We start from the raw sequence: 18,231 nt of genomic DNA, 5'->3' as shown, positions 1-18,231 counted from the left end.
TTTAGCAGGCATTCACTTTTTCTGAATATCATTATGTTATATTATACCAATATGCGTTTTAAATGCACAACAGCTTATTTCACCGGAGTCCATCCCATCGGCTCTCTTGGGGTTGTGCTGGAAACGGTAGTGTGAGCGTCTCCCTTACCCAGGCTTTCGGACTCGTACCACAAGAAGTTTTATTTTTATAATCGCTTAAAACTCAGGCGAGCCATCTTATCTCCTAATACAGTCGCATATTGGCGCTCCTCGCCTGTCAACTAAGTATTATTACTTATCGAGAGCCAACGGTCGTGCCTTCTTCCAGGCTCCGGCTTCCCGGTTCTTTTTTTTTGAAAATATCCGGATGGCTTGTGGAGCCTCATGAATGATTAACCTATGCTCGAATACATCTAGGTAGTGGCAGCATTACTCAAGCATTCGGCTGTGGACTTACAAACTCTTATGGAGAAAGGGGCTCAAACCTGAGTCATTTCGTAAGATTATGATGCCATTAGGGTGGCAATTAAATCGGGTAAATAAAATATCGCCCAACTTTCAAGTTTAAATATGCTAAAAATGACACCATTAGCTAACATTTTCAATGTCATGAAAGAGCCAGGAAAAAAGGATCACCCCTCGAAGTGGGGAGCCTTCTTGCTGCTGCTAGCAGTAGGCTTTGGCGGCTGGCAAATTGGGTTGCCGGAACTGGCATCATTTTTCAATAAAATGGCCTTTGAAAACTACAAAGCCAATCGATTGGCTAATACTAAACAAGCATATGAGTTAGCACTCTCCGTAGATCCAAAAAGCCGAACGGCTCTTTACAATTTGGGATGGCTTTGCGAAGAGGTGCAAGATTTACAATGCGCCCGAGGAAAATATCTGCAAGCTGCTAAACTCGGTTTACCGGCTGCTTACAGCAATCTTGCTCGATTATATATCGTCGATCAAAAAAACTATGCTGCTGCCGTTCACTTGCTGTTCCAAGGTTTGAAATTAGCTGAGGACGAGCGAGTAAAATATTCTTTACTCAAAAACTTGGGATGGGCTCGCCTAGAACAGGGTCGATATTCAGAAGCATTGCAACATCTGGATGCAGCGATTAAACTTGATAGTGAAATACCAGCAAGTTACTGCTTAAAAGCGCAAGTCCTAGAAAAGATGAAAAATACTAAGGAAGCGCTACCGCAGTGGACTATTTGTCTAAAGTATGCGGATTCCCAAGAATTCGATGAGGATATATGGATAGGAATGGCACGTCAACGAGTAAAAGAGGAAAAAACAAATAAATGAAACGCACAGTTTTGTTTTCATCAACCATACTGGCAATTATAACGGTACTGGAGCTAAGTCAAGCCTCAACAGCACTGCCAACTCCTGCGACTGTTAAACCCACAGTTAATGCATCAGTCCAAATGCCGTTCAACTCGAATCAGTCGATGCGACGGCGGTGGTGCAGAGATAGAGATGGTGATTATCCGTGTCCGAGGTTTGTCATGTCTCCCGAGAGCGAAGAATAAGGGTTATTTTCAATAAATTTTGTAGAGTGTACCCTCACCACTTTACAGCAACAGGTATGTAGTATGTAGTAATAGTAGTATGCAGGGTGCGCCGTCCGCACCTTATAGCATTTGAGATTTGAGATTAAGAATTGAAGAATTGGAAATAACTTATGGCTATAATGGTTTGCAGCTTGCATAAAGCTGCATTCTTTTTTTGTACTGATATAACTCTTAATCATTGCGGTATCGGCTATTGCTGGAATCCGCACGGGGCGGGGAAAAAATCCCCGCCACCAATTCTATCTACTCGCCCTCCGTCAAAGCTGAATCTTGCTGCTGCTGATGCGAGTTGCTGTAAAAACTAGCAATAATCGCTACCATCAACCACCAAAGCATATTAACTTCCGGCCTGTACCAAACTGTATCGACAAAACCGTGGGCCATCATGCCGGCTAAAGTTGCGATCGCCCCTATCAACCAAAACCCGTGATTCGATTTGAGATTTGGGATTTTAGATTGGGGATTTCGGGATTTTTCCTCTAAATTAGAGATGTTAAATTGTGCATCCCGGAGATTTTTTATCTGCAACAAACCTTGATTGACGGTGACAGTCATCAGCCAAAGGAAACACATTAAACCGATAAAACCAGTTTCCACCGCAATTTCCAGCAGCACGGAATAAGCGCTCAAAGCAGTGAATTTCGGCTTCATATAAAGCGGATAAACTTTATTAAAAGCAGTGTTTCCCGGCCCAATTCCGAGAATTGGTCGATCGCGAATCATGTCAACCACCGCCATCCAAACATTAATCCGAAAATTGTTACTGCTGTCATCTCGGCCGATAAACATACTCGAAACTCGATCGCGCAGAGGCTCCACTAAAGCCACTCCTAAAATTAAGGCTCCCGCCAAACCTCCTAACCCTAACGGCAGCGCCCAAGTTCGCCAGAACCGAGGCATTAAAGGGCTGTACCAGTACCACAGCAGCACTAAAAATACCACCAGTAGAGCCACAAAACCGATCCAAGCACCCCGGCTGTCCGTGTAGCGCAAACACGCGCAATTCACCACCAGCATGGTCAATGCTAAAATTTTTGTTCCCCATCCTTTCCACACAAAAAGTGCGGCGGCGCTCAATGCAATGGCCGGCAGCAAATAGGAACCAAGCAAGTTAGGATTTCCCAGAAAACTGTAAACTCGCGTGACATTGGCTTGAGTAGAAGTCGGATCGTTCCAAGTAGCTAATGGTGGCACTTTGTCAATCCACTGCCGCACGCCGTAGAAACTGACAATTAAAGAGACGTTCAAAAATACGGCAATTAACCACGATCGCCAACGGGGCGATCGCAATATCCGAGCCATCAGCGCAAAAAACAGCAAATACAGCGTTAGCTTGCTCCAACCAGTAGCAGCGGCGACTTTCACCGGCGACATCGCCGTTGCGACGGTGGCAATTCCCCAGTACAGCAGTACGAGCAAGTGAATCGGCGTGAAGGGGATCTCGCGATCGTCCGAAACAGTCAGCAGCACCCAAAATGCAGCGCTAGCCGCCATCAACACGCCCACCAAGGCATTGTTTACAAACGGCGCCAAACCGAAAGTCAAGGCCAGCAAAACAAAACCCAAGGGTTCGGCCCACTGCATCAGCCAGCTACTCTGCCGCCAACTGCGTAAAGAGCCGATCGCCAAATTGAATAAATAACTTCTACTTTGCCACTGAGAGAGGGGCAAATTTGCCAGAGTTAATTGTTGCCAAACTGAATTCATTTTTAGATTGATTATTGGTAATTGGTAATTGGGAATTGGGAATTGGGAATTGAGTCTAAAAGCATCGACAATTGGTAGTAACTCCCATCTTGCACCATTCTCGCTTAAGGCTTTTCGAGTCGGCTCCACAAAGAGTAAATTTCTTGTGGGCGGGGCACGCAATTCCGCGCATAAAAGCCTTATTGAGAATGGTCCAACATCTCAGTATTAATTAACAAATGACTTGTTTCTTCTTCCTTCTTCTTTCCATCCGTTACATCCGTTAGAAAATCCGTTGCCGAACTTCCTTCTTCCTTCTTTAGCCTTCCAACAATTCCGTAGCATTTGTGCAGGGCAGCCAGAGCACGTAGCGATATCCAGATTCCGGGGCTCCTTGAATTGAGAGTTGACCGCCTTGAATTTCCACCAATTGGCAGCAAAGCAGCAGCCCCAAGCGTTCCCGCGCCCCGTAACCAGCTAACACCGGTGCGGTATCCTCGGCATTCTGGGCCACCAAAGCCGCCAACTCAGAAAACGCCAGCGTTAATCGCTGCGAACCCTGTGTCGGGAGTTGCGCTTCGAGTCCGAGGGAGTCGGTTTCGGAGTGCGATGGCGAACCGCTACCAGATCCGGCCTTCAACAAGTAGTCGGTGTAGAGTTTAGCATGGGGCAAACTTTCCCCTAACCAAGGATGAAAAACCCAAACTCCAATGTTGATACCCTCTTCTTTCCGAGAAACGTGGACTCGAATCACGCTGCCTGCACCAGCAGATTGAATAATGCTAAAAATTAAGTGGTGCAGCATTTGCTGAACCTTATCTTTATCTATCAACCAGATGCGCGACCCGGGCCCCATCGACAAATTAATTTCTTGCTCTCGTCTACTTGCCGCCGACGACAGGATTGTCACAACCTGCTGGCACAAAGTTTCTATATCGACTGCGGTTCGCTTCAAGGTGAAAGCGGAATCATCTAGTTCTGCCAGTTCCAAAATTTCTTCAACTAGCGATCGTAAAGAGCGGCTGCTGTCTTGGATCACGTCAATATATTCTTTTTGCTTGCTCGTTAAGGGGCCATAAATTTCTTGTTTCAACACGCTTGCCATGCCGAGGACAGAAGTGAGCGGTGTGAGCAATTCCTGCGCTAAATTATTCAGCAGTTTTACTTTAATTGAGTTAGTAGACAAATCGATAGGTTTGTTAGTCATCGCTAATTTTTATTGGTTCATTGTCGAGCGAGCGTTTGCGGTTCATTAGACCTATTTCAAAAGTCTATAACAATCTGTTTATAGTTCACCACAAAAAAAGGTAGTGAAGAAAAATATATATTCCTTCTTACCTAGAAGCTCTTCCTTATCTGAGTAGTTAAGATTTAATCATTGCTTCTAAAGCTGATTGCAAGTCTTGAGTGAGTTCGGCAACTGCTAACCTGCGACTGGTTTGATATCGATCCCAACGATCGCTCACTGATATGGGTTCGCCCACGGTCATTTGTACCTGCTGTTTGCCCAACTTCGGTCTGCCGAAAGGATTTCCCCCTTTGATGCGAGCCAGTACGTCCCACAGCAGTAAAGTTGTTTCTGCCAAACGTTCTGCCGTCAGTTGTTCTGCGACATACCTGCCCGTGACGGACACGAAACTTTCTACAAGTCTCATGTGCCACATCCGATGACTTGCTTCTTCAGCGAGGCGATCGGCTAATCCTCTTTCTAAGGGAGAAAGTGCTGCAATATCTTTGATATCTTCTCGATAAATATACTCCCAGCCTGCTTGTTCCACACGGCGGCAGCGGTCTATTAAACTGCCTTTGGGCTTTAAGTTAAAATATTCTTCTGCTACTTGCAAACCCACGTCTAACAGGGCTTTCAGCCGAGCCATCATTACTTCATTGCCCGAATCATTGCCCGTTTTGTTGGGGAGGGATAATGATGTTAAAATAGATGTTTCAGGCTGTAAATTTTTATGATAAAAACGGCTGTAAAACTCTTCCATCACTGCTAGCAAATGGCTGCCCAGTCGAATCAGGCGCAGATATTGGAATTTGTGATTGTGGTTTTCGGAATCGGGATTTCCAGTCTCTAAATTAGCGAACTCGGTGCGTTCTAAGGGTGGCAGTCCGCAATCAATTTCTAATTGAGTTAAAAGTTTTTCTAGGGGTTGCCAAGGTGGATTGACATAGCGGTATTGAATGCCGATCGGCACAATTAAAACTTTTTCAGTGCGTCCGGCTTTCAGCAAATCTTCAACGCACCAGAAACCCATTTGAGCAATTCCCGGTTCCAGGGGGCTAACTATTTCATTGTGACCGTTGGTAGCGCCTTCTGGGGCTGCGGCGATCGGGAATTGGCTGTTGGCAAATAAATTGCGGGCCGATCGCAATCCGACGCGATCGATCTTACCGCGAACAATGGGAGTGCCGCCGAGTTGGGAATACAGCCAGCCGACTCCCGCACCGGCCCACAGGGGAATGCCGCGATCGTAGATAAAGTGGGAATGTACCGGGAATTGCAGGGGAATGCCTTTGGCCCGCGCCGCCTGGGGAACGAGTTTCCAAATTAGTTGTCCCAAACAGTAGGGATCGTCTGAGTTGGGGTGGCGGAAGGCTAGCAAGAAGCGAACTTTCTGATTTTGAAATTGGTGGAATAGTTCAGCGAGGGTTTCGACGTTTTCGGCTTGAACGTGGCTGATACTCGTCCGAAATCGCAGCCACCAGGGGAATATTTGCTTACAACCTTGCACCACTAGCGGGTTGTAGGCTGGGGGTATGAATTCCAGTGGCGGCTGAACTTGGCTAATTGAATTGGGCATTTTGGGATTTTAAATTTTAAATTTTAGATTACTAGGCTGCGGTAAAAACTTCCAATTGTTACAATGCTGAAGTTTTTTGATTAACCGCAGAGGACGCAGAGGAAGAGAGGAGATAGCAAAGCGTGTCAATTTAACGTCAAAAGTATTACCCGTCTTGGATCGAATATTATGTCTAGTTGATCGACCACAATATTTTTGTCGGGGCCGGTTTACGGGATTTCTGACTTATATTACAGATATTACAGATCGGGGGTGAACTAGCCCTGACAAGAATTACGATTATTTTACAGGACTCGATATGAACCCATCATCTTTTTTACCCCATTGTCCTTGACAAGGGGGATGCGAAGGGGCTGGAAACTTGACTAAAAACGAGATTTATCGTCAGTTTCAGTCTTCAACACAAATTTTTGCAATCCAAAATCTAAAATCTAAAATCCTATTGGGCGGCTTCAAAAATCATTTCTTGGAAGTTAATGACATCCGATCGCGGATCGCAGTGTGTGACTTTGACTTCTAGCCGATCGCCTATGGCGACAGATCGACCAAATCGCATTGCCAATTCTAAACCCAAATCTTCCAATAAAATCAATCCCAGATTGCTGTCTTCCCTCAGCCAGCGCAGCATTAAAGCTTCCCAAACTTCATCGGGGTTGCGTCGCAAATATTCCAATCCCCAATAGCGGTTAGTTTGGCGTTCGACGGTGGATGCTTCTTTAACTGCGGTGCCTAGACACATCACAATATCTTGTATTTCTTGGGCCGTAAAAGGTAGGGGTTCGCCCCGCAGGTGGGCTTTGATTTGGAAGTGAGCCAGCAAGTCGGTATAGCGGCGGATCGGGGAAGTAACTTGAGTGTATAACTCCAAACCCAAGCCGGCGTGGCGTCCGGGGGTGAGGCCCATTTCGCTGCGGGGCATACACCGGCGCACGGCGCAAGCGCGGGCGGGGCCTGCGGGCACGGCCAGCAGTTCTTCATCGGGAGGGAGTTCGGGCTGCGGCTGATAGCGGTAGGGTATGGGCAGGCTGTGAACTTGACCGTAGCGGGCGGCTAGTTCGCCGGCTAAAATCATCATTTCGGCTACTAGCATCCGGGCTGTGGAGTCGTCTATGACGTGGATTTTGATGTCGTCGCCGTTGACTTTGATGACGGATTCGGGCATAAAAATGCTGATTGCGCCTTGGGCTTCCCGCCATTTTTGCCGCAGTTTGGCCGCAGAGGCGATCGCTGCTATTTCTGGTTCTGCTTCGATTCCCAACTCCAGCATTTCGTCTACGTCATCGTAGGTCAAGCGGTAGGTGGGTTTTATGGTGCTGATGTGGATGCTGTAATCTTGAGCCGCGCCGATTTCGTCTAAGGTGACGCTGAAGCTGAGCGCGCTGCACTCTTTGCCTTGAATTAAACTCATCGGCCCGGTTGCCAAAGCTGGGGGAAACATGGGAATCATTCCCGTGGGCAGGTAAACCGTAGTGGTGCGCTTTCTGGCTTCGAGGTCGAGTTCGTCTCCGGGGGAAAGCAAGCGGGTGGGATCGGCGATGTGTATCCAGATCCGCTGCTGACCGTTTTCGAGGAATTCTAAGCTGAGGCCGTCGTCGATTTCGGTGGTGCTTTCGTCGTCGATCGTGTAAACCTTGAGGTGAGTTAAATCGAGACGATTTGTGTCCGAGTCGGTTGGGGGATTTTCTAGGCAGCGTTGGGCCACTTCTAATACCTTTGCGGAGAATTGTAGGGGAATTTGGCTGCGCCGCAAAAACAGGTTTTCGTGGGTACTCCAGAGGCCGAGATCGACTAGGAGGCTAAATGCTGCTTCGGGGTTTTCGGAACGTTCTAAGCTGGCTAAAGTTTCTAATGCCGGGGTGCGGTGCGTTGCTTCTTCTCCGAGGAGGGCAAAGCGTTCTAGGGCGTCGAGGCGAGTTCGATCGCTATTTTCCCAATCTACATTTTTTCCTGCCAGCCGCTGTTTGACTCGATCCCAAAATCCTTGGGATTCTTGGTGTCGCTGCTGTTCTACTTCTTGCTGGTGTTTGATTTCGGCTACTTGGGCGGCCGATCGCGGTTCGTAGCGATCGCCCTTTTGTTTGAAATACAATTTGTCTGTTGATAGCAAACAGTAAGCCGCGTAACACTGGGCCGCACTGCGTTCGGAAAATAACAGCATTGCCAGGGATTCGGGATCTGTCGTTTCTCCGTCCCCGACTAGGAGTTCCCAAGCTACTTCCAAACTCGACGGATCTGAGTATGCTTCTACTTCTTTGAGAAATTTGGGAATGTCGGAGGGTTTGTAAGTTTCTCCCACTACTTCGTAGGTGATTTGTTTGGGCGGTATGCTGTGCGGTTGACCGTTTTCGTCTACCACGACCCAGTTTTTCTTGCCATCGGGGCGATCGGCAACTGCCAGACGGCGGTCGCCGTGCACTCTAAATTCTACTAACGTTCCCTTCTCCACTTGCCAGCTTTATATTTGAGATTTTGGATTTTTACAATAGCCACTTATCGAGTTTCGAGTTTGCGATTTTAGATTTTGGATTTTGGCAATTTCTCTGGTCAATTGTGAAAGTTAAAATCTAAAAAGTTGTTCTTTTTATTCCTTATTTTTTAACTTTTTACTTTTGATTAAGACTTGCGCTGCGGCGACTCTTAACCCTATTTCGCGATTATTTCGCTGCATTCTTGCTGCACTCTTATTGGCAGAAAGACGTTGTTTTCGCGCAAGTCTTATCCCAGTCCAAAATCTAAAACCCAAAATCCCAAATCCTGTTAACCTTCTTGGTTTACGAAGGGCATCAAAGCTACAATTCTTGCTCTTTTGATACTTCTGGTCAGGTCTCGCTGCTGTTTTGCCGTCAAACCGGTTATCCGGCGGGGCAAAATTTTACCGCGTTCTGTGACGTATTTTTTGAGCAAATCGACATCTTTGTAGTCGATCGGGTCTCCTGGTTTGATTGGCGAAACGCGCCGGCGAAAGTAAGTCATGGTTTGTTGTTTGTTGACTGTTGACTGTTGACTGTTGACTGTTGACTGTTAGTTTTTAGTTATTAGCCGTTAGTTGTTAGCCGTCAGGAAAGCATTGGTTAGTTATCTGCTTTTTGTGGGTCAATATCAATTGCCAACAACTGATGACTGATGACTAAGGACTAATGACTAATCACTACTTGATCTCTTTGTGGGCAGTGTGCTGGTTGCAATGGGGGCAGAACTTTTTGAGTTCCAGCCGCGCCGTCGTGTTGCGACGGTTCTTGGTGGTGGTGTACCGAGACACGCCTTTCGAGCGTTTGCTTACGTTTGTACGGCACTCAGTACACTCTAGAGTAATTATGATGCGGACGCCTTTAGCCATAATTCTAAATAAATTTCGACTAATTTAAACACAATTTATTATCTTCTCACATTGCTCTGCACTTGGTCAAGCAATCTTCTAACTTTGATGTCGAGGGAGTAGCCGCGGCGGGTCCCGACGACCATCGTCCCCCCGATGCGATCGTGGAAAGCTTGGGGAAACCTTTCGCCGGAGTTGAGGGCAACGCTACAGTCGATCGCCAGGGGCAGCATCAGCAGCAAGACGGCGGCGTTGGTAGAGGTGAGTCCGCCTATACCTGCGAAGGCTAAGCCGGCGCAAATGCCCAGCAATGCCTCGCGCTTGCACAGTTCTTGCACTCCCGGAGTCCGTAGGAATCTGGTATCGGCAACTTTCATGTCCAAAGCCCAGCGTCCAATACTTTGACCTTGGTTTTTCCTGACGATGGCTACGCGCAGGATCAGCCACAGTAGGACAAAAAATATGGTTTGGACGATCGCATTAGTACCCAGAAGCAAACTGGGCAGCCAAACTGCGATTCCGTCGATGCAGAAGGCCGCTGCGCGGCGGCCGACGGATACTTTAGGAAGGAGGGGTACTAAATCGGAACTCATAGGCAAAAAGGTCGATCGCCACTAGCTGCTTTTTTATCTTAAGCTCTCGATTAATCGATCAGCATCTATGGTGCGTAAATCAATCTCCAACCCAACCGCTAATTATTCAAGCGGAAAATGGATTTTCGCCAATTCCCAACTGCTTTTTGGACTTTTCCACCTGTTCCCAGAGTGTTTGGATCTGAGTAAATGCCTGTTCCACAGAGATTTTACCGTTAGATGTCAAGGAACTGATGTAACCCACTCGCTGAGAAAACTCTTGTAAATTCGCATTAAATACCAAATTCTCTGGCTTTACTTCACCGTAATAGCGATTTTGAGGATATAAAAAATTTGAATTGGCTACCATTGCTTTAACCTCGCATGAAAACTTATTTCCTGAACTAATCAATATTATTATATACCGCGATTACTTGCTAAAGTTGTGCTGTAAGTAGCAGAAATCATGTGACATTTGGCGAACTTTTTTGTGATGGCAATTACAGGGACAGATGAGGGCGACAAAAACCTCAGTAATTTCACGTGTACAACTTACGCAGGCGGGGTTAACACCCAGGTTTCTGCGTTAACGCTCATAACTTAGGATTTGCCGTCCAAACCAGGTTTTTGTTAGTCCAGGACTGAGTTATTGAAATAAGTGACAAAAAAACCACAAATGGATAATATTATTGCAGGCATAAATAGTTAGACTTTGAGTAAAAAACCGCATAATGTCTGCAAATGCGCGATCAGCCCGTCCGACATGCCGGCTGAGGCAAGTTTTAATTACACTTGCCATCGCCGTAATTGCTGCTGTTATCGCCTTCAACATTCCTCACTCCTTAATTCCCGTGTTTAAAGAATCCGTATCCGAAGCAACGCCGCCCCCAGAAATCCAAAACGTGCTCGCCGGCAAGCGCAAAATTGTGATAGTGGGCGACAGCATCACCGAGGGCGGGAAATACCCCGGAGGTTACGTTTGGCTGCTGCAACGCTATCTGAATGCCCTTTATCCCGATCGCAAAATCGAAATCGTCAACGCCGGAATCTCCGGTAACAAGGCGAGTGATATGCAAGCGCGCTTCCAGAAAGACGCGATCGACCAAAAGCCAGATTTAGTGATGATTAATGTCGGAGTCAACGACGTTTGGCACGCTTTCTTCGACTTTCAAAACCGTCAGTTTTATCCGCAAGGCAAGTTGCCCAAGGGAGTGCCACTGGCAGAATATCGGGAGAAAATAACTCAAATGGTGCTGGCGGCAAAAGCCGCAGGAATTCGAGTTGTACTGCTTTCTCCTACTCCGATCGGCGAAATTCTCGACGGCCCAGAAAATCGCAGGTTGCAAGAGTATATTGCCGCGATGCGAGAAATTGCGTTGCAGAATCAGTGCTTGTTTATCGATTTGAATGGGCCTTGTCGGGAAGTTATCGGCACGTATCAAAAGCACGCGGGCAAGACTCTGAATTTGTTAGCGGCAGATGGAGTTCATCCCAATCCGTCGGGATATCGAATTATTGCTTTTACTATCTTGCGCGGTTTGGGCGTACCCGCAAAAGATATTGAGAATTTGGAAGTCACAAATTGAATCTTTGAATTTAGTTAACAGTTGACTGTTGGCTGTTGATTGAAAGTATCCAGGGTACAAGCCCCTGATTGGTCTAGGGGGTAAATTCTTCAACTATAAAATCATTCAATTGGCGGATGATACCGCTTCAACCAACAGCTACCGATAATCACCAACGCCACCACAACAATAATTTCCGTCCAAAAAAACGAAAGGAAATCGCTGGCAGTTCCCACCGGAGGCACCCCCGGTTGAGCGTTGCGAATAGCGGGAAAAGCAAACAGCATCACAGCAGTCCAACTCAGCATTCCCACTTCCGGCACCTTGCCCGATTTCATCACTTTTAATGCTAGCAAAAGCGCCATAATTGACAGCACCCACATAATCACAATAATTACTAAGGCAAAGAATTTCACCGGGATTGAGCGAGTTGCAGAAACATCGATATAAATAAATATAGACGAATTCTCTTCCATCGGTTTATAACTGATGTCGAAACCGGGAAAGTCGGCATGAAAATTAAATTGCAGCGGCACGGGATTCAGTTCAAAAGGAGCAAACTTTTTACCAATTGAAGGCAGCGGGTCGAGCGAAATAGCTACTTTAGCAATGTGCCTGTCAAACGGATAATTATTAATTTTTCCCTTGACTAAGTTAAACTTTAATGCAGGGACAATCATCGGTTTGCCTTCTTTAAAGGTAATTTCCGAATCCTGTACATTTGCGCCGTTAACTGTCATTAACAAGTCTTGAGCCGGGTAAGTTGGCCCTTTTTTATAAATACCTTTGAGTTCAAACTGCAAGCGGGCTTCTAATTCGTTTTTAATGGGATCTACTGCAATTACTGTCATTTTGACCTCAACCAAGCCTTTGGACGCTACAGCGCTTTCTGGAGGGGAATTGTAAGGCTCTTGGGCGTTAGCATTGTGAGAGTAAATCGATAAGATGATTGCCAAAATTGCGAGAATGCAAATTAAAATAAGTATTTTTTTAAGATTAAATTTGTTGACAGTTTGCATTTACTAGGGATTTTTATGTGTTAAATTGTTGTTAGTATTTCCCGCATTCCGCCAGGGGTTTAAACCCCTGGCTCATAGCTAAAGTCGGTTGAAACCGACTGAAGAAACCCGATCGATAATAAATGTTGGTTTTAGTCCTCTTTTAGAGGACTTTCGCTGTGAGCCGGGGGTTTAAACTCCCGGCGGGCTGGGGCGAGCGGCGCAAGAACCAGGCGAATCAACGCGCAACTACGAACCGAGAGGAAGCAGTACATTTGGTGTAAAACAGCCGTGCAAACCGTAGGGAACGTGCTGTTTTAAATGCAAGCGCGCTACAGGGCCTTTGCTGATGTCGCGAGCATCTAAAATCACTAAGGTCGATCGATGATTAGCTGCATCATACATTAAAAGCAGCAGCCAGCCGTGATCCTCAGCCGTTGGACCTTCAGGCGAGACGCCTGAAGCACGGGGAACAAACACCGGTTCTCCCGTAAAACCGCGCGGTGCCGCACTCCAAATTTGCCTTTCACCAGTCACGAAATCCATTTTGAGGATAGCTTGCAAAGGAGCATTTCCCGTGGGAGCATCAGCAGCACCGATATAAAGATATCGGTAAGGTTGTCCGACATTATTGGGATGCAGAGTCGGAAACTCGCAGCACCGAGTTTCAACAACTTGATGCTGCACCGTTTTGTCTTGCAAATTTAACTTAAAGCGCCACAATTCGCCCGCTGGAATGCTGTCAAAATCGCTCTCGCGAAAATCGCCGTCTGCTTCTACAGTTGGAAATGATTCGTAACAAATTGAATCTACAAAAACTTCGTCTCCTTCTTCCCATGCGTTGCAGTGGTGGAAGACAAAACAAGGTTCCGTTTCTAATATCTTCACCTCGTCAGTGCCGTTGCGGGGAATTAAAATTGCTTGCGTTGGCTTGTTTGGCGAAAATTGAATGCACTGGGATGCACTCCGAAATCCTAACACGAAAAGCAGGGGATTGAAGCTGACGGGATTTTGGAAGAATATGCAGTAATTCGGGGTAATTACCATGTCGTGGAGGAAGGCAAAACCCGGTATTGCATGGGCGTGACGCTGCAAAAGTTGGCCGCTTTCGTCGAATTCGTAAATCGTGATGGTACTCGACAAACCGGGCTTGACAGAAAAGTTTACTAATCTGTCTCCTTTGCCATTTTTCCCTTTTTCGATTCTCGGGTGGGCGGCGAAGGCTTCACCGGGTTGTAAAACGCCGTCTAGGGTGTCTAAGCCGAGTGTTTCTAGGGTGCGGGGGTCCAGTCTGTAGGGCTGTGCTCCTTCCCAAAGTGCTAGCAGTTTTTGGCCCCAATAAATGATGTTGGTGTTGGCAATGTTTTTGAGTTTGACATCAAAGATGTTGGCTAGCCAGCCGCCTGGCTTCTGTGTGCCAAAAACGCCTCGGTGGAGGATTTTTCCTGCTTTTTGTTCGGCGAGATAGCCTTCTGTGTGTATGAATCGGTTGCGGAAATGGGCGCGGCCTTCGGATATTGCGATCGCACAAACCATCCCGTCGCCGTCAAACGGATGGTGGATGCGCTGGCCGTTGACATCCAATAATCCGGGCCCGTTGCGAAAGAATGTGCCTTGCAAGTCGGCGGGGATTTCGCCTTCTATGTCGTCAATCCAGTAATCGGATTCGTTGGGTTGGGATTCGTAGCCGCGCTGCCAGTCTGTGCGATCGTATGATGCTTTTGGGGCGGCTGTTTGAGGTGCGGAAAGTTGTAAGTTTGGCATTGGTGTTACGGGAGCGAATTTTTTAACCGCAGAGAGTACAGAGGGCGCAGAGAGAAGGAAATTCGGAGAATGGGGAAACACAGTTAAATTCATCCGTCTATCCGTGTGTGCCTTCTTTTATTTGCTATCTGCCCTGCGGCTTTGTGACCTTACTGTCGGTACTAAGTCGGGAAAGTATTCGGGCATGAAATGCTGTCCGCCTGGTTTGGAACTGCCCAGTTCTGGTTCTAATACGGGAAGAGAGTTTTGATAGTTTGGATCGCCGCTTTCTGTGCTTTCGGCGGGCAGCCAATTTAAGAACGGTAGGGGCAGAAGTGTGGACAGGTTTGTGATGACGACTAGCAGCCAGAGGTTATCGAAATTGCGATCGGTAATTCCTAGCAAGTGGGTCAAAAGTGCACCGCCTTCGTGGGACAAAAGTCCTGCTAAATTTATGATTGACATCAGCAGCGCAAATAAAGTTGCTTCGACGCCTCTGGGACACAACCGAGCGGAGAGTACCAGTATCGGCATATAAGCAATTTGTCCGATTACTGTCAGGATCAAGCTGTCTCCGATGCTGAACCATTGATCGTCAATTCCTAAAGCTCGGTTCGCATGAGTTACTAATAATAAAGTAGTCATGCCCAAAGCAGTCGCAATGACCGTTGACCAGCCAAAAATTACTCGAAACGGAACTGTTTTGAGGAAGCGCTGAAACAGCCAGACGCCAGCGAGGGCAGCAATGCTGGTAACGAGGCGCACTCGGCCGAGAAATTCTGGTGGAAAGCCTAATTCGTTGGTGGTGAAAAAGAAGAAGGCGGAGTCAGAGCTTGGGGTGGCTTGCAAGATGAAGAGAAAGGCGGTGGGCAGCCAAATTGTTTTTTGGGTAACAGCTTGCCGCAGTTGTTTTAATTGGTCTTTGACAGCTTCAAAGTCGGTTCTTTTGTCGGTTTTTTCTTCGGCAATTAACCAAGCTGTTGCTGATACAATTAGCGGGAAAGATGCGGTGATTAAAAATATTGTGTGGGTGCTGAAGTGTTGCAGCAGGGAACCGCTGAGGTAGGCGGTAATTAGTCCGCCGAGGGCTGAAGCGCCCCAAGACAAGGATTGCAGGGAACCGGCGTCGGTAACGGATTCTTTTCTGGCCCTTTCGACTACCAGGGAGTCGGCGATTACGTCGCTGACGGCGAGGGAGAGGGAACTCAGGGCGATCGCGCCTGTAGCGGCAAGCGGGGTGTGTACAATTGTTGCTAGGCCCACCCATGCTGACGTTCCCAGCAGCCCGGAAAGGACGATGTAAGGCCGTCTGCGGTAGCCGAATATCGGCAAACCGTCGGACATGAAGCCGAACACGGGTTTGATAATCCAAGGCAGGGCTACGACGCCCAGCATTGCCGAGACTTCTGCCGGACTCATGCCGAGTTCGTCTTTGAGAAAGAAGCTGACGGCTAAGCGGGCGAGTCCGAGAATGCCTTGGACGAAGTAAATCAGTAAGATAGCTATGAGCTCGGGGGTTGGCTCATTCCCGAAGAATACTTTTTCTTTTAAAGATTCTTTGAGTTTGCTGGTGCCAGAGGGGGAAAGGAGCATTTGAGCAATATTTCTTAATGAATCTCAATATTTATAACACATTCTTAATGAGTTGCGGGAACTGTCGGAGGTGGGATGCGAAACTGAGGGGGAGGTGGCAGGTACTATAAAATTATGATGAGCTCGAATTAAAGGATTTTTGGTAGCAATGAAAGCAGAAATTAGAATTGTCTTTCTCGCAGTGGCTTGGATTTTAGGAATGGGGGCTAATTTAGCCTCAGCAATACCTGTTGCTAACCAGCAAGGTGATTATCCGGTGCCACCTGCGAGACAGCGGGGCAACAGGCAGGTAAATTGGTTGGTTGTTGACTCGGATTCCCAAGGGTTGAATTGCCGGATGGCTCAGAGATTTCGATCAATTTCTGTAGACGCTTTGGATGCGCCTGGTGAGTTGTTTGAAAGAAATAAACACAATGTTTCCCAGTGGCCTGTCGTGGCTGCGTTTCGGCGAGGACAGCGCTTGCAAGCGGTGACAGGAAATAATGCCAATCAAATTATGATTGCTGACTCTCAGGGCAAACCTTGGCTGCCGATTTCAACGGATAAGGGTAATTGTTTTGTGCGGGCGAACAGCCGTTTTATTAAACCGATTCGGGAAAATCCTACTACTTTAAAACCTTTAGAATAGATATTTTTTTTGATAAGAGTGGGCAATTGGTAAAAGGAAGGTTTTATGATTATCGATCCTAAAAATGTGCCGGAAATTACGGGTTCCAAGTACCCTCAGCAATTCCACTCTGCTGTTGCCGGGAGAGTTAAAAAACGCTTGGGCGATGCTGCCGGATTGCATAATTTTGGAGTAAATTTGGTGAGGTTGGCACCGGGAAGTTGTTCTGCTCTCAGGCACTGGCATACCCGTCAAGATGAGTTAATCTATGTTCTGGAAGGGGAAGTTACTCTGATTACAAATTCGGGAGAGCAAGTGCTGAAACCGGGTATTGTGGCGGGTTTTCCGGCGGGTGATGCTGACGGGCATCATTTAGTCAACCGCTCGAATGCAGATGTTGTTTATCTCGAAATTGGCGATCGCACTCCGGGAGATAGTGCCGAATATCCCGATGACGATCTAATTGCGAAAGCTAACGGGAATAGTTGGATTTTTACTCAGAAAAACGGCGAGATTTATGAGAGTTGAAAAAATATGAGTCAAGTGAATCTTTGGACTTCGGCGGAACACGCTTTGTGGTATCTTGCTAAAGCTGATGGAATTCCTCACCGCACTGAAGGTGAAGCGGTTTTGTTAGAGGAAGTGCCGAAAAATGTGAAGCGAATTCTGGATGTTGGCACGGGAGACGGGCGGTTGCTGGGTCTGCTTAAGTGCGATCGACCAAATGTGGAATGTGTGGCGATCGACTTTTCGCCGACAATGCTGGAAAAAGCCAGAATTCGCTTTGCTGATGACCAGAATGTCACGGTAATCGAGCACAATTTGGATGAATCGCTACCGGATTTGGGCAAGTTTGATGCAGTTGTTTCTAGTTTTGCAATTCATCATGTAGCAGACGATCGCAAACGTTCGCTTTACACCGAGATTTTCGAGCTTTTGGATCCCGGAGGCATCTTTTGCAACTTGGAACACGTAGCGTCAGCAACTCCCGCTTTGCACGAGAAATTTCGAGAGGCGCTGGGTATTAGCGATTCGCCAGACGATCCGTCTAATAAATTGCTAGATGTGGAAACGCAATTGCGCTGGTTTAGAGAAATTGGTTTTGAGGATGCAGACTGTTATTGGAAGTGGCGGGAACTCGCTTTGTTAGTTGGTGTTAAACCTGTTTAGCTGCGGGTAAGGACTGCATTGTCGTGTCCTTTTAAAATTGGAAATAGTCACAATTAGTAAGGCGCGTCAGATTTTTAAACCCTCAATAATCGTTCTACAAATTCACCTGACGCACCCTACAGCTTGATTTAAGTATGCCAGTTGCCTAAGTCCTGAATATAAGAGGTTGCTGTCGTAGTAGAAGTTGAGCGCGAACAGTTCTGGTTATTTGAAAATAACCAACAGAGTATTGAGGAGAGAACAGGCGAACTCTTAACCCAAACCATACAGAAAGCAACCGTTTATTTGAGTAGCAAGCAAATTGAACCTCCAATTTACACTTTTAGTTAGTTGGGATGGAAGATATTGTCCGGTCGCTCGCACATTGGGATGTTACCCAGTTAGAGAGCTGTTTTAAGAGTTATTAACCAAACGATAGAATTAACAACAAACAAAAAGGTATAAAAAATATAGATTGATGGAGCGCAGATAGCTCTCCATAAAGAAGGCATTTTAATTGTTTTTAATGAACCGAGCGGGTGAACAAGACCTTCCGGTATAGAACGGGTATTAAAACTTTCATCTAAGGCGCTTTCCTTATTCAAAAATTCGGTAACTGCATTGGCTCTTAGTATGTAATAAAGTTGCACC

General features: G+C 46.8%; 17 protein-coding genes. 6 read left to right on the top strand and 11 right to left on the bottom strand.

The annotated features are described in order from the left end of the window. The first annotated feature begins 558 nt into the window (after positions 1–558). Entirely contained in the window at positions 559–1,275 is a 717-nt protein-coding gene (locus tag QUA04_RS15570) for a tetratricopeptide repeat protein (protein ID WP_333258231.1), read from the top strand. Continuing rightward, a complete protein-coding gene (locus QUA04_RS15565) occupies positions 1,272–1,502 on the top strand; it encodes an Osc7112_2153 family protein (RefSeq protein ID WP_333258230.1) in 231 nt (76 codons plus the stop codon). The genes QUA04_RS15570 and QUA04_RS15565 overlap by 4 nt, the downstream gene beginning before the upstream one ends. A 285-nt stretch (positions 1,503–1,787) precedes the next feature. On the opposite strand, the gene QUA04_RS15560 is transcribed toward QUA04_RS15565, so the two are convergent. From QUA04_RS15560 to QUA04_RS15525, 8 genes are all read right to left on the bottom strand, one after another. Then, positions 1,788–3,251 carry an IctB family putative bicarbonate transporter gene (locus QUA04_RS15560; RefSeq protein WP_333258229.1) on the bottom strand — a complete coding sequence of 488 codons (1,464 nt, stop codon included), beginning with the start codon at positions 3,249–3,251 and terminating at the stop codon, positions 1,788–1,790. 298 nt (positions 3,252–3,549) lie between these two features. Continuing rightward, a complete protein-coding gene (locus tag QUA04_RS15555; RefSeq protein WP_333258228.1) occupies positions 3,550–4,437 on the bottom strand; it encodes a histidine kinase dimerization/phospho-acceptor domain-containing protein in 888 nt (295 codons plus the stop codon). Positions 4,438–4,594: 157 nt separating this feature from the next. Then, complete coding sequence (locus tag QUA04_RS15550) at positions 4,595–6,037, bottom strand: 1-acyl-sn-glycerol-3-phosphate acyltransferase (RefSeq protein ID WP_333258227.1); 1,443 nt, start codon at positions 6,035–6,037, stop codon at positions 4,595–4,597. Between the two features lie 439 nt (positions 6,038–6,476). Then, positions 6,477–8,483: a ribonuclease R family protein gene (locus QUA04_RS15545; protein WP_333258226.1), complete on the bottom strand. Its 2,007-nt coding sequence runs from the start codon at positions 8,481–8,483 to the stop codon at positions 6,477–6,479. A 311-nt stretch (positions 8,484–8,794) separates the two neighbouring features. Then, positions 8,795–9,010, bottom strand: a complete 216-nt coding sequence (rpsR, locus tag QUA04_RS15540) for a 30S ribosomal protein S18 (protein WP_006631377.1) — start codon at positions 9,008–9,010, stop codon at positions 8,795–8,797. Positions 9,011–9,185: 175 nt separating this feature from the next. Continuing rightward, the gene (gene rpmG / locus QUA04_RS15535) at positions 9,186–9,374 is read right to left on the bottom strand and encodes a 50S ribosomal protein L33 (RefSeq protein ID WP_190658616.1); all 189 of its coding nucleotides are present in this window, start codon (positions 9,372–9,374) and stop codon (positions 9,186–9,188) included. Between the two features lie 38 nt (positions 9,375–9,412). Further along, on the bottom strand, positions 9,413–9,946 hold the full coding sequence (locus QUA04_RS15530; protein WP_333258225.1) for an RDD family protein: 534 nt from the start codon (positions 9,944–9,946) through the stop codon (positions 9,413–9,415). Between the two features lie 106 nt (positions 9,947–10,052). Then, positions 10,053–10,295, bottom strand: coding sequence for a DUF7219 family protein (locus QUA04_RS15525; protein ID WP_190658612.1), 243 nt, complete (start codon positions 10,293–10,295; stop codon positions 10,053–10,055). A 361-nt stretch (positions 10,296–10,656) separates the two neighbouring features. Between QUA04_RS15525 and QUA04_RS15520 the strand changes: the two genes are divergently transcribed. Beyond that, complete coding sequence (locus tag QUA04_RS15520) at positions 10,657–11,511, top strand: SGNH/GDSL hydrolase family protein (protein ID WP_333258224.1); 855 nt, start codon at positions 10,657–10,659, stop codon at positions 11,509–11,511. Positions 11,512–11,612: 101 nt separating this feature from the next. Here QUA04_RS15520 and QUA04_RS15515 read toward each other — a convergent pair whose 3' ends face one another. The 3 genes from QUA04_RS15515 to QUA04_RS15505 all read right to left on the bottom strand — a co-directional run bounded on the left by QUA04_RS15515 (position 11,613) and on the right by QUA04_RS15505 (position 15,824). After that, positions 11,613–12,446: a DUF4436 family protein gene (locus QUA04_RS15515; protein ID WP_333258223.1), complete on the bottom strand. Its 834-nt coding sequence runs from the start codon at positions 12,444–12,446 to the stop codon at positions 11,613–11,615. A 291-nt stretch (positions 12,447–12,737) separates the two neighbouring features. Then, a complete protein-coding gene (locus QUA04_RS15510; RefSeq protein ID WP_333258222.1) occupies positions 12,738–14,252 on the bottom strand; it encodes a carotenoid oxygenase family protein in 1,515 nt (504 codons plus the stop codon). 117 nt (positions 14,253–14,369) lie between these two features. Next, a complete protein-coding gene (locus QUA04_RS15505; protein ID WP_333258221.1) occupies positions 14,370–15,824 on the bottom strand; it encodes a folate/biopterin family MFS transporter in 1,455 nt (484 codons plus the stop codon). 148 nt (positions 15,825–15,972) lie between these two features. On the opposite strand from QUA04_RS15505, the gene QUA04_RS15500 reads away from it, so the two are divergent. The 3 genes from QUA04_RS15500 to QUA04_RS15490 are packed head-to-tail and all read left to right on the top strand — an operon-like array spanning position 15,973 to position 17,601. Beyond that, complete coding sequence (locus QUA04_RS15500) at positions 15,973–16,452, top strand: hypothetical protein (protein ID WP_333258220.1); 480 nt, start codon at positions 15,973–15,975, stop codon at positions 16,450–16,452. A 45-nt stretch (positions 16,453–16,497) separates the two neighbouring features. Continuing rightward, positions 16,498–16,959 carry a cupin domain-containing protein gene (locus tag QUA04_RS15495; protein WP_333258219.1) on the top strand — a complete coding sequence of 154 codons (462 nt, stop codon included), beginning with the start codon at positions 16,498–16,500 and terminating at the stop codon, positions 16,957–16,959. 6 nt (positions 16,960–16,965) lie between these two features. Continuing rightward, positions 16,966–17,601 carry a class I SAM-dependent methyltransferase gene (locus tag QUA04_RS15490; protein ID WP_333258218.1) on the top strand — a complete coding sequence of 212 codons (636 nt, stop codon included), beginning with the start codon at positions 16,966–16,968 and terminating at the stop codon, positions 17,599–17,601. The last annotated feature ends 630 nt before the right edge of the window (positions 17,602–18,231 follow it).

Origin of the sequence: Microcoleus sp. S13_C5, from assembly GCF_036700845.1 — a bacterium.
In the GTDB taxonomy this organism is placed as follows: Bacteria; Cyanobacteriota; Cyanobacteriia; order Cyanobacteriales; family Microcoleaceae; genus Microcoleus.
This window is presented reverse-complemented; position numbering and strand designations above follow the sequence as displayed.